15 protein-coding genes and 2 pseudogenes are annotated in these 14,602 nt (G+C 34.6%); 10 read left to right on the top strand and 7 right to left on the bottom strand.

Annotated features, from left to right (window positions below; genetic code table 11):
* Positions 1 to 67 precede the first annotated feature (67 nt).
* Together ACQ9BO_RS05970 and ACQ9BO_RS05975 are read left to right on the top strand one after the other, a co-directional pair.
* Entirely contained in the window at positions 68 to 1,912 is a 1,845-nt protein-coding gene (locus ACQ9BO_RS05970; RefSeq protein ID WP_431243990.1) for a M3 family metallopeptidase, read from the top strand.
* Positions 1,869 to 2,108 carry a M3 family metallopeptidase gene (locus ACQ9BO_RS05975; protein ID WP_431243991.1) on the top strand — a complete coding sequence of 80 codons (240 nt, stop codon included), beginning with the start codon at positions 1,869 to 1,871 and terminating at the stop codon, positions 2,106 to 2,108. The genes ACQ9BO_RS05970 and ACQ9BO_RS05975 overlap by 44 nt, the downstream gene beginning before the upstream one ends.
* Positions 2,109 to 2,355: 247 nt before the next feature.
* Here ACQ9BO_RS05975 and tsf read toward each other — a convergent pair whose 3' ends face one another.
* From tsf to ACQ9BO_RS06005, 6 genes and pseudogenes are all read right to left on the bottom strand, one after another.
* Positions 2,356 to 3,318 (bottom strand): translation elongation factor Ts, encoded by a 963-nt coding sequence (gene tsf, locus ACQ9BO_RS05980; RefSeq protein WP_431243992.1) that lies wholly within the window; start codon positions 3,316 to 3,318, stop codon positions 2,356 to 2,358.
* A 139-nt stretch (positions 3,319 to 3,457) separates the two neighbouring features.
* Entirely contained in the window at positions 3,458 to 4,222 is a 765-nt protein-coding gene (rpsB, locus tag ACQ9BO_RS05985; RefSeq protein ID WP_431243993.1) for a 30S ribosomal protein S2, read from the bottom strand.
* Between the two features lie 176 nt (positions 4,223 to 4,398).
* On the bottom strand, positions 4,399 to 4,785 hold the full coding sequence (rpsI, locus tag ACQ9BO_RS05990) for a 30S ribosomal protein S9 (protein ID WP_111288027.1): 387 nt from the start codon (positions 4,783 to 4,785) through the stop codon (positions 4,399 to 4,401).
* Positions 4,785 to 5,240, bottom strand: a complete 456-nt coding sequence (gene rplM, locus ACQ9BO_RS05995) for a 50S ribosomal protein L13 (protein WP_132990829.1) — start codon at positions 5,238 to 5,240, stop codon at positions 4,785 to 4,787. The genes rpsI and rplM overlap by 1 nt, the downstream gene beginning before the upstream one ends.
* 191 nt (positions 5,241 to 5,431) lie before the next feature.
* The gene (locus ACQ9BO_RS06000) at positions 5,432 to 6,244 is read right to left on the bottom strand and encodes a ferritin-like domain-containing protein (protein ID WP_431243994.1); all 813 of its coding nucleotides are present in this window, start codon (positions 6,242 to 6,244) and stop codon (positions 5,432 to 5,434) included.
* Between the two features lie 26 nt (positions 6,245 to 6,270).
* A pseudogene (locus ACQ9BO_RS06005) lies at positions 6,271 to 7,019 on the bottom strand (ferritin-like domain-containing protein).
* Between the two features lie 196 nt (positions 7,020 to 7,215).
* Between ACQ9BO_RS06005 and ACQ9BO_RS06010 the strand changes: the two are divergent.
* The gene (locus ACQ9BO_RS06010) at positions 7,216 to 8,244 is read left to right on the top strand and encodes a LacI family DNA-binding transcriptional regulator (RefSeq protein WP_431243995.1); all 1,029 of its coding nucleotides are present in this window, start codon (positions 7,216 to 7,218) and stop codon (positions 8,242 to 8,244) included.
* A gap of 189 nt (positions 8,245 to 8,433) precedes the next feature.
* Here ACQ9BO_RS06010 and polA read toward each other — a convergent pair.
* A pseudogene (gene polA, locus ACQ9BO_RS06015) lies at positions 8,434 to 11,276 on the bottom strand (DNA polymerase I).
* 302 nt (positions 11,277 to 11,578) lie between these two features.
* Here polA and ACQ9BO_RS06020 point away from each other — a divergent pair.
* The 7 genes from ACQ9BO_RS06020 to ACQ9BO_RS06050 all read left to right on the top strand — a co-directional run bounded on the left by ACQ9BO_RS06020 (position 11,579) and on the right by ACQ9BO_RS06050 (position 14,540).
* Positions 11,579 to 11,776 carry a hypothetical protein gene (locus ACQ9BO_RS06020; RefSeq protein ID WP_431243996.1) on the top strand — a complete coding sequence of 66 codons (198 nt, stop codon included), beginning with the start codon at positions 11,579 to 11,581 and terminating at the stop codon, positions 11,774 to 11,776.
* A 48-nt stretch (positions 11,777 to 11,824) separates the two neighbouring features.
* Positions 11,825 to 12,013, top strand: coding sequence for a hypothetical protein (locus ACQ9BO_RS06025; RefSeq protein WP_431243997.1), 189 nt, complete (start codon positions 11,825 to 11,827; stop codon positions 12,011 to 12,013).
* Positions 12,014 to 12,205: 192 nt separating this feature from the next.
* Positions 12,206 to 12,658, top strand: a complete 453-nt coding sequence (locus tag ACQ9BO_RS06030; RefSeq protein WP_431243998.1) for a response regulator — start codon at positions 12,206 to 12,208, stop codon at positions 12,656 to 12,658.
* Positions 12,607 to 12,882, top strand: coding sequence for a winged helix-turn-helix domain-containing protein (locus ACQ9BO_RS06035; RefSeq protein ID WP_431243999.1), 276 nt, complete (start codon positions 12,607 to 12,609; stop codon positions 12,880 to 12,882). Before ACQ9BO_RS06030 ends, ACQ9BO_RS06035 begins: the two co-directional genes overlap by 52 nt.
* 12 nt (positions 12,883 to 12,894) lie before the next feature.
* Positions 12,895 to 13,053: a hypothetical protein gene (locus ACQ9BO_RS06040; protein ID WP_431244000.1), complete on the top strand. Its 159-nt coding sequence runs from the start codon at positions 12,895 to 12,897 to the stop codon at positions 13,051 to 13,053.
* Positions 13,050 to 14,231 (top strand): sensor histidine kinase, encoded by a 1,182-nt coding sequence (locus ACQ9BO_RS06045; RefSeq protein WP_431244001.1) that lies wholly within the window; start codon positions 13,050 to 13,052, stop codon positions 14,229 to 14,231. The genes ACQ9BO_RS06040 and ACQ9BO_RS06045 overlap by 4 nt, the downstream gene beginning before the upstream one ends.
* A gap of 108 nt (positions 14,232 to 14,339) precedes the next feature.
* Positions 14,340 to 14,540, top strand: a complete 201-nt coding sequence (locus ACQ9BO_RS06050; protein WP_431244002.1) for a hypothetical protein — start codon at positions 14,340 to 14,342, stop codon at positions 14,538 to 14,540.
* The last annotated feature ends 62 nt before the right edge of the window (positions 14,541 to 14,602 follow it).

Consider the following 14,602-nt stretch of genomic DNA (forward strand, 5'->3'; position numbering starts at 1 on the left):
TAATGTCAATTTTTATCATGAGTACAACTTTTTTGCGGCTTCCGCACAAAGCAATTCTGATAATCCGTTGCTAAAACCATGGCCAGGGCCATACGGAGGAGTTCCTGCCTTCAATGAGTACAAAGTTTCAGACTTTAAACCAGCAATTGAATTTGCAATTCAGGAAAAATTAAATGAAGTAGATGCTATTGCAAATAATCCAAAACCAGCTACTTTCGAAAATACAATTGTTGCTATGGAGCGCTCTGGGCAAACAATTGAAAGAATCATGACCGTTTACGGAATTTACAGATCAAACTTAAGCGACCCTGAGTTTAGCGCTATTGACAGAGAAATGTCGCCTAAATTTTCTGAGTTTTCAGATAAAATCAATCAAAATAAAAAATTATTTACCAGAATTGAAACGGTTTATAATTCAAAAGAAAAAAGCAAACTTACTGGTGAGCAACAACGTTTAATTTGGTTGTACTACACCAATTTTGTGCGTCAAGGTGCGCAACTTAATGATGCTGATAAAGCAAAAGTTGCAGGAATAAACAAAGAACTTGCAACATTATTTACACGTTTCAGTCAAAATTTATTGGCAGAAGAGCATAACCAATATGTTGAATTAAAAACAGAAAATGATTTTGCTGGTTTGCCAACCGAAGTTAAAAATGCGGCGATTGCAGAAGCAAAAGAAAGAAAATTGAATGTAATGGGATGTGTTGCGAATACACGATCTTCAATTGAGCCGTTTTTGACCTTTTCAACTCGTAGAGATTTAAGAGAAAAAGCATTTGATATTTTTGTTAAACGTGGCGATAACGGAAACGAGAATGACAACAATGCAACACTTGTTTCTATTTTGCAATTGCGTACGCAAAAAGCAAAATTATTAGGTTACCCAACATTTGCTGATTGGAGTTTGTCTAACAAAATGGCAAAAGATCCTAAAAAGACTTTGGCTCTAATGGAATCTGTTTGGGAGCCGGCTGTTGCGCAAGTTCACAAAGACGTTGCTGAAATGCAAAAAATTGTTGATGCTGAAGGTGGGAATTTCAAAATTCAGCCATGGGATTACCGTTTTTATGCTGAAAAAGTTAGAAAAGCAAAATACGATTTAGATCAAAATGAAGTTAAGCCTTATCTTCAATTGGAAAAACTGCGCGAAGGAATGTTTTGGGTTGCTGGCGAATTGTTCAATTTCAGCTTCAAACAAATTACAAATGTTCCGGTTTATCATCCAGATGTACGTGTTTGGGAAGTAAGCAACAAAGTAACTGGAAAAGTGGTTGGTTTATGGTATTTTGATCCTTACGCACGTGCAGGAAAACGCTCTGGCGCTTGGATGAATGCTTACCGTAACCAAGAAAAATTAGACGGAAATGTGCTTACAATTGTGTCTAACAACTGTAATTTTATTAAAGGTGCACCAGGTGAGCCAATTTTGATTTCTTGGGAAGATGCTTCGACTTTATTCCACGAATTTGGACATGCGCTTCACGGATTATGCTCAAATGTAACATACCCAAGTTTGGCAGGAACGTCTGTAGCAAGAGATTATGTTGAATTCCCTTCTCAATTATTAGAGCACTGGTTGGCAACTCCAGAAGTATTGAACAAATTTGCTTTGCATTACAAAACAAATCAACCAATGCCTCAGGCTTTAGTAGACAGAATTGAAAAAGCGACAAACTTTGGTGAAGGTTTCTCTACAGTAGAAACAATTTCAAGTTCTTTAGTAGATATGAAACTACATTTAGCTACTGAGCCGATTGATCCTCATAAATTTGAAAAAGAAACGTTAGATGCATTGCACATGCCTTCAGAAATTGTAATGCGTCACCGTATTCCACAATTTGGACACATTTTTTCAAGCGATGGATATGCTTGCAGGATACTACAGTTATTTATGGGCAGATGTTATTAATGCTGATGCGTGGGAAGCTTTCCTAGAAGGAAAAGGTGCTTATGATAAAGCAGTAGCGAAAAGACTTTATGATACTGTATTTAGTGTAGGAAACACTATCGATCAGGAAAAAGCTTATGAAAACTTTAGAGGAAGAGCTCCAAAATCTGATGCGTTGATGCGCGCTAGAAACTTTCCAATTAAGAGCAAAAAATAATAAGATGAAAATCTGATTAAAATCCTCGGATAATTATTTATCCGAGGATTTTTTATTGAATATTGTCACAATTCTACCATACAGTTTTTTGCATTTTAAATCAGACTGAAGGTCGAAAAAGTCTTTTTTTAGTAGTTCCGATAGGAACGAATTATATTGTAGAGCTGGACTTTAGTCCAGTTTAAATGGGATAAAAAAAGCCCTGAATCGCAAGATTCAGGGCTTTTAATATTTGAAATAATAAATATTAACCTAAAGTAACTCTTTTGAAACCAGTGATTTCAACATTGAATCCTTTAACATAATCACCAACTTTTTTACTGTCATCTTTGATGAAGTTTTGATCTAAAAGAGCTTTCTCTTGATCTAAAGTAGTGTTGTCAGAAATGAAACGTTGAACTTTTCCTGGAAGAATTTTATCCCAGATTTGCTCTGGTTTACCTTCAGCTTTTAATTCAGCTTTAGCATCTTCTTCAGCTTGTTTGATAACTTCAGGAGTTAATTGAGAGAAAGAGATATATTTAGGAACATTTTTTAAAGTTTTTCCTAAACGTTTTGCTTCTTCATTATCTTTTTCGATTACAGCAATACGAGCAACAAGTTCAGATTCAACGAAAGCAGGATCAAAATCTTTGTAAGATAATGTATCAGCTCCCATAGAAGCAACTTGCATAGAGATATCTTTTGTTAAAGCTTCAGCGTTAGCAACTGGAGCAGAAATTGCAGTTAAAGCGGCAATTTTATTAACGTGAACATAAGATCCTACGTAAGCACCTTCTAAAATTTCGAAACCACCGATTTCGATTTTTTCACCGATAACACCAGTTTGCTCGATTAATTTCTCAGCAACAGTGATTCCGTTGAAATCAGAAGCTAATAATTCTTCTTTAGAAGAGAAGTTGATAGCTCTTTCTACTAAATCTTTAGCTAAAGCAACGAAAGCTTCATTTTTACCTACGAAGTCAGTTTCACAGTTTAAAGTGATGATAGCTCCTTTAGTGTTGTCAGCATTGATAAAAGAAACAGCGACTCCTTCAGCAGACTCACGGTCAGAACGGTTAGCGGCAACTTTTTGTCCTTTTTCTCTAAGGATTTGGATCGCTTTATCGAAATCTCCTTCAGCTTCAACTAAAGCTTTTTTACAGTCCATCATTCCGGCACCTGTAGATTGTCTTAATTTATTTACGTCTGCGGCAGTAATTGTTGACATAATATTTTGAATTTTTAATGTTAAAAGTAAAAATTCCAGCTTTTAAATCCCAAACTCCAATTTTAATAAATTATCAACATAACGTTTTTAATTTTGTATTTGGAATTTGGAATTTAAAATTTGGAATTTAAAATTTGATTTATTCTTCAGTTGCAGGAGCGACTTCAGCCTCAGCGACAGGAGCTTCTTCAGCGACTTCAACTTCTTTTTCAGCACCTCTGTCAGAAAGACCTTCGATTACTGCAGTAGTTACTAAAGATAAAATTTTGTCAATTGATTTAGAAGCGTCATCATTTGCAGGAATCACGTAATCAACCTCTCTTGGGTCAGAATTCGTATCAACCATTGCGAAAACTGGAATGTTTAATTTTTGAGCTTCTTTTATTGCGATGTGTTCAGCTTTGATATCTACTACGAACAATGCCGCAGGTAGTCTAGACATATCAGCAATTGAACCTAAGTTTTTCTCTAATTTAGCACGTAGACGATCAACTTGTAAACGCTCTTTTTTAGATAAAGTGTTGAAAGTACCATCTTTCTTCATTTTATCGATAGAAGACATTTTTTTAACTGCCTTTCTGATAGTTACGAAGTTAGTCAACATTCCACCTGGCCATCTTTCAGTGATGTAAGGCATGTTTGCGGCTTTTGCTTTATCAGCAACGATGTCTTTTGCTTGTTTTTTGGTAGCTACGAATAAGATTTTTCTACCTGATGCGACAATTTTTTTCAAAGCTTCGTTAGCTTCTTCAATTTTAGCCGCAGTTTTATATAGATTGATAATGTGAATACCATTACGCTCCATATAAATGTAAGGAGCCATGTTTGGATCCCATTTTCTAGTCATGTGTCCGAAGTGAACACCTGCTTCTAGTAATTCTTTTACTTCTATTTTGTTTGCCATTTTTGTACTAGTTTACGTTCTGTTGATTAGCAATGTATAAATGGCGATTTCTCTGGCTTTATACATTTAGATGCTAAACTATATCCTACCTCGATAGGAGAGCAACAATAACTGTGTTTTTTAATTTCAATAAATAATTGATAATGTCTTGTCCCATTTGAACAAGACAGGTAATATTAACGTTTAGAGAATTGGAATCTCTTACGAGCTTTCTTCTGACCGAATTTCTTACGTTCAACCATTCTTGGGTCTCTTGTTAATAAACCTTCTGGTTTAAGGATTCCTCTGTTTTCAGCGTTAACTTCACACATTACGCGAGCTAATGCCATTCTTACAGCTTCTGCTTGACCAGTTGTACCACCTCCGTAAACGTTTACTTTTACGTCAAAGTTGTTTTCATTTTCTGTCATAGATAATGGTTGTAACACTTTGTAACGTAAAGTTGCAGTTGGAAAGTAAGTTGCGAATTCTTTTTTGTTTACAGTGATGTTTCCAGTTCCTTCAGAAACGTAAACACGTGCAACAGCGGTTTTTCTTCTACCGATTTTGTGAATAACTCCCATTACTTAAGATCATTTAGGTTAACAGTTCTAGGTTTTTGAGCTCCGTGTTTGTGCTCAGATCCTACAACAACATTTAGATTTCTAAAAAGTTCAGCACCTAATTTGTTTTTAGGTAACATACCTTTTACAGCTTTTTCTACTAATAATGCAGGGTTTTTAGCTTGCAATACTTTAGCAGTTAAAGTTCTTTGTCCTCCTGGGTAACCTGTATGACGCATGTAAATTTTGTCATTCATTTTTGTACCTGTAAGGTTAATTTTTTCTGAGTTGATAACAATTACGTTATCTCCACAGTCAACGTGCGGTGTGTAACTTGGCTTGTACTTACCTCTTAAGATCATAGCAACCTTTGAAGCAAGACGTCCTAAGTTATGACCTTCAGCGTCAACAACAATCCACTCTTTAGTTACTGTGGCTTTGTTAGCTGAAACTGTTTTGTAGCTTAATGCGTCCATAATATTATTTTAATTAAACATTCCATCCCCAATAAAGGGGATGCAAAAGTACAATTAATTATTTTAAAACCAAATACCTGAAAAGAATATTTTATATCCTGAAAATCAGGACATCAGTTTTGTATTTAAAACATTAAAAAAAACCACCTTCACTATAACGCGAAGGTGGCTCAATATTTTGAATTATTTTGTTAAACAATGAACAAATTTGCAATGTCTACAACTTGTTGTGTTGTTAATGGTTCATCATAAGCTTCTGATCCTGCGGATGCTCCAAAGGCTGTTGATGTATTGAACCCTGCTTGCATGGTGACACCTTCGCCATCATAAACAGCTTGTGTTGCCGCAGGCATTCCTGCACCTCTTTCGGCATTTGAAATCCAGCCTTTTAATCCGCGTAAGCGTCGAACTTCAGATGCATGTCGAGCTTCGACAGAATGAATTTGCAAAGCGACTGTCAACAAGTCTGGTGTTGTTATTAAATTGGCGACTTGGCCTTTGTAAGCTCTTACGCCTGTATCTTCAAAAGCTTGTGCCAATGCTAAAAAGGTTGGATAATCATGAAAAGGATCAAATGCTCCTCCAACTGTAAAGTCAAAAGTAGGTTTTGCAACAAAATTGGCGCTCATTGTGCCTCCTAATCCTGCTATTAAAAATTTGACATGATTTGATTCATGTGCCGCAATCTGCTGAAAAACTTTTAAATCGCGTCCGCCATTTTCCGAAGCTGGAATTACTCCAGAATCCAATGCCATCGCATAAAATTCATTTTCAAGATATTCTAGAGTCAATGCAAATTGCAAAGCGCCAATTGGCGTGGCAGGTGTTGCCGTTATATCTTTTGCAAGCGCTTTGTTGGCCATTGCAGATAATCCGAAAGGGATTGAGGCCAGCGCAAGATTTCGTCCAATATTTCCAAACTGATTAAAACTGTCTCTTCGTGAGCCTGTTCTTGCCATTAAGCTGTCATCAGTGAAGGTCTCTATAAATTTTAAAATATTCATAATTTCTAAGTTTTAGCGAGTTAGTATTAAGGTAAATATTTGGCAGTGAATTTTGTAGTAATAAATCCTCCAGCAACGGGTAGAATTTTGGAAGGATCTTTAGCAACATCTAATCCTGTTGATGTATTTACAATATCGTCTCCCGCAAAATCTTTAGAATTTGGGTTGATCAAGCTTCTTATTGCTGAAGCATGTCTGGCTTCTACCGAAACAATTTTTCCGGCCAATAACAAGTAGTCTGCGCTTTTAATTAATCGTCCGGCGCCATTATAAGCGACAACTCCTGTGTCTTCCAGTGCTTTTGCCGTTGCAAGGACCTCGTTGCGGCTGTTGAAATTGAGAGAGCCATAATTGAATGCTAAGGAGGGAAGCAATTGAGAACTAGGGTCAGGAAGGGCTCCTGTCAAAGCGACTTTAAAAAAATCTCTGTGAACTACTTCATGATGATACAAGTCGGTTAAAACTTGTTTTTCTGTGTCATTAAAAACAGAATTGAAACTGGAAGAATTTACAACTTTCGTATAAAAATCAGCTTCTAACTGTTCTAAGGCATACGCATAAGTAAGTACGCCAAAATCTCCGGAGCCTAAATCAAATACTCCATTTTTTATTCCGGGCAGGGAATTATCCTGCATATTATCTTCATTATCGTTGTCAGCTGCAGCCCAGCAAGAACCAAACCTGCACTAACTAGCGTTAAGCCACTGAGCTTTAGAAAGCTCCTTCTGCTATCCAGAGAAGGATTAACTTCCTGAATTTTAACTTCGTTTTTCATAATCAAAGGTTTTTATTAAGGTTAATAAAGCGTATATTAGAGTATTAACGAGATTTAAGGAGATACGGTTTTGAAAAATCAATGTTTCTTGATTTTATTTTCAAAAGGCGTTATAATTTTAATAAGTGGTAGGGCTTTTTTGTTTTATTTTAGGTAATTCTACTATATTTGTATTAATTACATAAAATTTAATTAGATGAAAGCTAAAGCAACTCTTAAACAAATTGCGAAAGAACTAGGTGTTTCTGTGTCTACAGTGTCTAAAGCATTGAATGATAGTCCAGAAATTAGTGAGCAAACGAAGGTGAAGATTAAGGAGTATGCCAAACTCAAAAATTATAAACCGAATGTTATTGGTCTGAATTTGAAGAACAGAAAGACCAAAACTATTGGTGTAATTATACCTAATATATTGAACTCTTTTTTCGCAAAAGTTTTCAGTGGTATTGAAAAAGTAGCCGACAAGAAAGGTTATAATGTGATTACTTGTATTTCTAACGAATCTTTAGAAAAAGAAATTCATACACTTGAAATGTTGAGCAACGGAACTATCGATGGTTTCATTCTTTCAGTTTCTGAGGAAGCGCAAAAACTTCAGGATTACAATCACTTTTCGGAAATTATTAATGACGGAACTCCAATTGTAATGTTTGACCGTATTGCAGATGAAGTAGATTGCGATAAAGTTGTGGTTGACGATTTTGATTCAGCTTTGAACTCAACACAGCATTTAATTAATCTTGGATGTAAAAATATCGCACTAATTTCTTCGGTAGATAATTTAAGTGTTGGAAAACTAAGAGCCGATGGATATTTGAAAGCTTTAAAAGACAATAATATTCCGATAAACGAGAAAATTATTCTTCGTACAGATTCTGAAGATGATATGAAAGCTAAAATCGATGGGCTTTTTGATAATAAAATTGATGGAATTTTTGCTTTGGATGAAAATGATTCGGTTGCGGCTTTAAGAGTTAGTTTGAAAAAAGGATACAGAGTTCCAGAAGATATTTCAATTATTGGTTTTGCTGACGGAATTTTGGCTTCAAGACGTTTGTCGCCAAGTTTGACAACAGTAAGCCAACACGGAATTGAAATTGGTGAAGTTGCCGCAAAACGCTTAATCAAAAGATTGGAAGAAAGCGAAGAAGAAACTTCGGATTATGAAACAATCGTTATTAAGACGGTTTTGAAAGAAAGAGAATCGACAAGAAAAGTTAAATAAAATGTAAGTTATAAAAAAAGACTGTTCGGAAGAACAGTCTTTTTTATTTATAATTTGTGTCATTGCTAGGAACCAAGCAACCTCACTAACATAAGACGCAAAATTAATTCAGCAAATGAGATTGCTTCGTTCCTCGCAATGACAAGATTGCTTAGAAATCTAAAGTCTACAATCTAAAATCTAAAATTATTAATGTGCTTCTAGCCAATCTTTACCCATTCCTAATTCAACTTCTAAAGGAACCGACATTTTAAATGCATTTTCCATTTCGTGTTTAATCATTGGCTGGATTTTTTCGAGTTCATCGTTGTGAACATCGAACACAAGCTCATCATGAACTTGAAGTAACATTTTAGATTTCCAGTTTTCGTCTTGTAATTTTTTATGAATGTTGATCATTGCGATTTTAATTACGTCGGCGGCGCTTCCTTGAATTGGTGCGTTAACGGCATTTCGCTCAGCGACACTTCTTACTACAGCATTTGCCGAGTTGATGTCTTTTAAATAACGACGACGTCCTAAAATAGTCTGTACATATCCTTTTTCGCGGGCAAATTCTATTTGCTCATTAATATAAGATCTTAATTTTGGATAAGTTTTATAATACGCTTCAATTAAAGCAAGCACTTTCGCTTCGAGATAATGAAGTTTGACTGCTCAATCCAAAAGCCGAAACACCATATATAATTCCGAAGTTTACTGTTTTGGCGTTGCTTCTTTGTTCACGAGTCACATCTTCTAAAGCAACATCAAAAACCTTTGCGGCTGTCGATCTGTGAATATCTTCTCCGTTTTGGAATGCTTTTATCATGTTTTCTTCGCCACTTAAAGCGGCGATGATTCGTAATTCTATTTGAGAATAATCGGCAGAGATTAAAGTGTGATTTTCATCGCGAGCGACAAAAGCTTTACGAATCTGGCGCCCTCTTTCAGTACGAATTGGAATATTCTGCAAGTTCGGATTATTTGAACTCAAACGCCCTGTTGCGGCAACTGTCTGCATATAATCGGTATGAACGCGCAAAGTCTTTTTGTCCACTTGTTCTGGCAAAGCCAAAATATACGTACTCTGCAATTTAACCATTTGACGCCAGTCCAGAATGTCTTTTACAATCGGATTTTCGTTTGCCAAATACGTCAAAACTTCTTCACCAGTTGCATATTGACCTGTTTTGGTTTTCTTTTGTTTTGCACCTCCAATCTTCATTTTTTCAAATAAGATATCTCCTAATTGTTTTGGCGAAGCCAAATTGAATTTCTCGCCGGCAGTTTCGTATATTTTTTGTTCCAAAGATTTGATTTCGACATCCATTTCAGATGACATTCCTTTCAAGAAATCAACATCTAAACGAATTCCTTCGGTTTCCATAGCGACTAAAACGCTCACTAACGGAATTTCGATTTCATCAAATAACTTTTTAGTTTCAGTTTTGTCTAGTTCCGTCGTGAAGATTTCCTTTAATTGTAAAGTAATATCAGCATCTTCGGCGAGCATATTCTTTAATATCTTCAAGAGGAACATCGCGCATCGAAAGCTGATTTTTTCCTTTTTTGCCAATTAAATCTTCAATTGGTTTAGGCGAATATTTCAAATATGTTTCGGCTAAAACATCCATATTATGACGCATATCAGGATTGATCAGATAATGTGCAATCATCGTATCAAAAAGTTTTCCTTTTACTGTAACGCCATAATTAGCAAGGATTTTTAGATCGTATTTTAAGTTTTGCCCAATTTTTTCGATGTTTTCATTTTCGAAAAACGGAACAAATTTGTCAATTAAAGTTTTAGCTTCTTCTTGGCTTTCAGGAAACGGAACATAAAATGCTTTTCCTTTTTCATATGAAAAAGACATTCCTACTAATTCAGCATGCAAAGCATCAATTCCAGTAGTTTCAGTGTCAAAACAAACCGAAGTTTGGTTTTGTAAATTCTGCAATAACAATTTCACGCCCAAATCTCCTTGAACAATCTGGTAGGAGTGTGGTGTATCTGATAAAGTACTGTAAAATGAATTTTTTGGAGTTTCTGAATCTTCATCTGCGGAAGCGCTTCCAAACAAATCAAATTGATCTTCGTTTTTTGGTTGTGGTTTTTTGTACAATTTAGCATCAGAAACTTCTGGAGTTGCAGTTTGCGTTCCATCGGTTTTGAACAAATTGTCAAATTGCTCTGCCATTCTTCTGAATTCTAATTCTTGAAAAATAGCTTCTGTTTTTTCAATATCCGGACGCGATAATTCATAATCAGTTTCGTCAAAAGTAACAGGGCAGTCTAATAGAATAGTTGCCAATGTTTTAGAAAGCAAACCTTTTTCTTTGTTTGCTTCAATATTCTCTTTCATTTTGCCTTTCAGCTTGTCTGTATTTGCTAAAAGGTTTTCCATTGTGCCAAATTCTTTCAAAAGTTTTTTAGCTGTAACTTCGCCAACTCCAGGAAGTCCAGGAATATTATCGGTCGCGTCGCCCATCATTCCAAGAAAATCAATTACTTGTTCAGGTCTTTCGATTTCAAATTTTTCTAAAACTTCAGGAACACCCCAAATTTCGATTCCGTTACCCATTCGGGCAGGTTTGTACATAAAGATGTTTTCAGAAACTAATTGCGCAAAATCTTTATCGGGAGTTACCATAAAAACTTTGTAATTCTGTTTTTCAGCTTGTTTAGCAATAGTTCCAATTAAGTCATCGGCCTCAAAACCTTCAACTTCTATAATAGGAATGTGCATTGCTTTTAAAAGTTCACATATATAAGGAACAGCAATTTTGATTGCTTCGGGCGTTACGTCTCGGTTTGCTTTATATTCTGGGAATATTTCGTTTCGCATTGCGCTTCCGCCTTTATCAAAGGCAACAGCTAAATGATCTGGTTTTTCTCGTTTAATCACATCCAAAAGTGAGTTCATGAAACCCATAATTGCAGATGTATCCATTCCTTTTGAGTTGATTCTCGGGTTTTTTATAAAGGCATAATAACCACGAAAAATTAATGCGTAAGCATCTAGAAGAAAAAGGCGTTTTTGAGTTGACATAAAAAAATATTAGTCTGTAAAAATAAACAATTGGGTTTTAAAAATGATTCGGTTGATGAAAATTAATTTGTTCTACATTATTTGTAGAGACGCACCGCAGTGCGTCTCCTCGTTGCATTTAATAATGTCGTGAAAATTGCGAATAATTAAATGATTCATATGGCGTAAATGATTAAAAAAAGGAGAAAGTTAATATCAAGTTAAAAAATGATTCTTGTAGGAATTCTTCATTTTTTCTTCATTTTACGAAGGTAATTTTGAACTGTAAAATAAAAGGTAATTAATTTTAAATTTTAGAAATCATGAGAAATTTATTGATGGTATTAGTAGCAGTTTTAGGCGCAAGTGCAATGGTTCATGCATTTCCTGCAAAAAACAGTCAAACAACTCCTGTAAAAGAAGCTCAAGCACCAAAACAGTCAAAAAACAAAGCTGATAAAAAAACAAAATCAGTTAAAAGTGAAGCTCCAAAAGCTGAAACAACAAAAGTAAAAAAATAATAAAAACAACTTAAGAGAATAAAAACATTAATTTAAAAATTAGAAATTATGAAAAATTTATTGATGGCGGCAGTATTAGTATTAGGAACAAGTGCAATGGTAAATGCTCAAACAACGCCAGCTCAGGCCGCACCGGCAAAAGAGGTAAAAGCAACTAAACACCATAATCACAAATCTGGTAAAAAAGATAAATCAGAAAAAAGTGAAACTCCAAAAGCAGAAACTGCAAAAAAATAAAATAAAGATTGTTTAAGTTTTGTTTTCAGATTCATGGTTAGGAAACAAAACAGGGATAATGGTTATGGAGAATGCGGTTGAAAAAGCTGACGAAGAAATTTGTCGGCTTTTTTTAATCGTTAATTTTTTAATAACAGGTGTCGTGATTTTTTAAAATTGCTTAAATTTAATTGCGCTTAATAGCTACAGATTATGAATATTTTAATTGTTGAAGACAATAAGGAACTTGCAGTCGAAGTTTATGATTTTTTGTGCAATACAGGTTATGTATGTAAAATTACGCATACTTGCGAGGAAGCACTCGAAGAAGTAGCTGGCAATGATTTTGATGCGATGCTTCTTGATTTAGGATTGCCGGATGGCGACGGTTTCGAGATTTTGAAAGCGGTAAGAAAAACACAATCAAAAATGGCTGTTATTGTTTTGACGGCTCGTGGTGAATTAGACGACAGAATAAACGGCCTGCATTTAGGTGCTGATGATTATTTGACAAAACCTTTTGCACTTACTGAACTCAGTGCGAGATTGTTTGCTGTGATTCGCAGAATTCATGGTTTTACCTTGAATAATTTAAGCATTCATGGATTTTTGTCATGCAGCTTCAAGATTATAAAGTCAGTTATAATGAAGTGCCGATTAGTTTAACCAAAAAAGAGTTTGATATTTTTCAATATTTAGTTCTGAATAAAAACCGAGTGATTACACGACTGCAATTGACAGAACATATTTGGGGTGATATTCTCGAAGTTAACTCCGATTCTAATTTTATTGATGTCCATGTTCGAAATCTTCGAAAAAAATTAGATAAACATACCACAATTGATTGGTTTGAAACGGTTAGAAATGTAGGTTATCGAATCAATGAATAAAAAGACAAATTTGTGAAGATAAAACACCAGTTGGCTATTTTTAATGCACTGACAAGATTGTTGGTGATTTTGATTTTATGGCTGATGTTGCCCATTTTGGTCGAAAATGTGGTTTACAGGCATATCAATAACGGCTTGGTTGAAAAAAGAAAAAATTCATTGATCATTTGAATAAAAAAGAAATAGATGATTTTATTCAGAATGCCGATGATTCAACCGAAACTTATTCTCAATTTTCGACACTGCACAGCGAATTTTTGGTTCTTTCTAAAATTCCTATAAAAGATAATGATAAAAAGACTTTTTTCAATAATGAATACCGAATTATTGAAGGAGAAGAAAATGAATATCGAATTCTGCAATATCATTTTACTTATGAAAATCAAGGGTATCAGCTGGAAATTGGTAGTAGCCTCAGCGAAGTAAATGACTTGACGTTTATTATTCGATTCTTTATTATTATCGTTTTGGTGGTTATTCTGCTTGTTACTTTTTTGGCAGATACCGTTTATATTGAATACCTTTTAAAGCCTTTTTATAAAATCATTGATACAAAAATAAAGCGTGTCAATGAGCCAGAAGCTTTTGATCATACTCCGATAAAAGCAAATTCTAGAGATTTCAGAGAACTTGATTTGGTATTAAATCAAATGATGGATCGAATTACGGAACTTTTTAAAAAAGAAAAACAATTCATCTCAAATGTTTCTCACGAATTGCTTACTCCAATTGCATTGCTGAAAAATAAATTCGAAAATTTATTGCAAAATGAATCTTTAGATGATAATGCTGTTGATAAAATAGTTGGATCAATGAAGACATTGGACATGCTGAAAAAAATAATCAATAATCTGTTGCTGATTTCTAGAATCGAAAACAATCAATATGAAGCAAACGAAGAGATTAATTTTCATGAAATTGTAAATGACTTGCAGGAAGATTTAGAAGATCGAATTGAAGATCGAGAAATTGAGTTTGTAAATAAAATGGAGCATGATTATGTTTTTACGGGAAATAAAACGTCGCTTCATATTTTGATTTATAACTTGGTTACAAATGCTATAAAATACAATCGTCCGAACGGAAAAATTATTGCCAAAGATGGTTTTGAAAAAGGACATTATTTTATTTCCATAACAGATACAGGTCTTGGCATGAGTGAGGCGCATCTTGAAAAAATATTTAACCGATTTGCTAGAATCAGCTCAGATCAAGACGGTCAGGGTTTAGGGCTCGCAATTGCCGAAAGTATTGCTTCTTTTCACCATATTGAAATCAAAGTTGAGTCGGAAATTAATGTCGGAACAACATTCACTTTGATCGTTCCGGAGCCTCTAAAACATAATTAAAAGTTAATTCTTTTGAAATGGTTTAATCTTCATTTTGTCTTCATTTAGTGATTCTATCTTTGAAGTATAATAATAGAAGTAATAAACAAATCAGTAAAAATTTTAATTATGAAAAAAATAGTAATGCTTGCAGTAGCTGTTCTAGGAACAGTGGCAATGGTAAATGCTCAAACAACTCCAGCTCAAGCTAAAGCGGCTCCAGCAAAAGAAGCTAAAGCTCCAGCAAAAGAGAAAAAGCAGACAAAAAAGCTAAAAAAGCAGAGGCAACTAAGCCAGAAGCGGCAAAAACTCAAAAATAAAAAAATATAAGTTTGCCTCGGCAGGCTTTGTGTGGATTATAAAAGGTTTTAAAAAATTTGGTAGAGAAAAAG

This window comes from Flavobacterium sp. P21, from assembly GCF_050632225.1.
In the GTDB taxonomy this organism is placed as follows: Bacteria; Bacteroidota; Bacteroidia; order Flavobacteriales; family Flavobacteriaceae; genus Flavobacterium.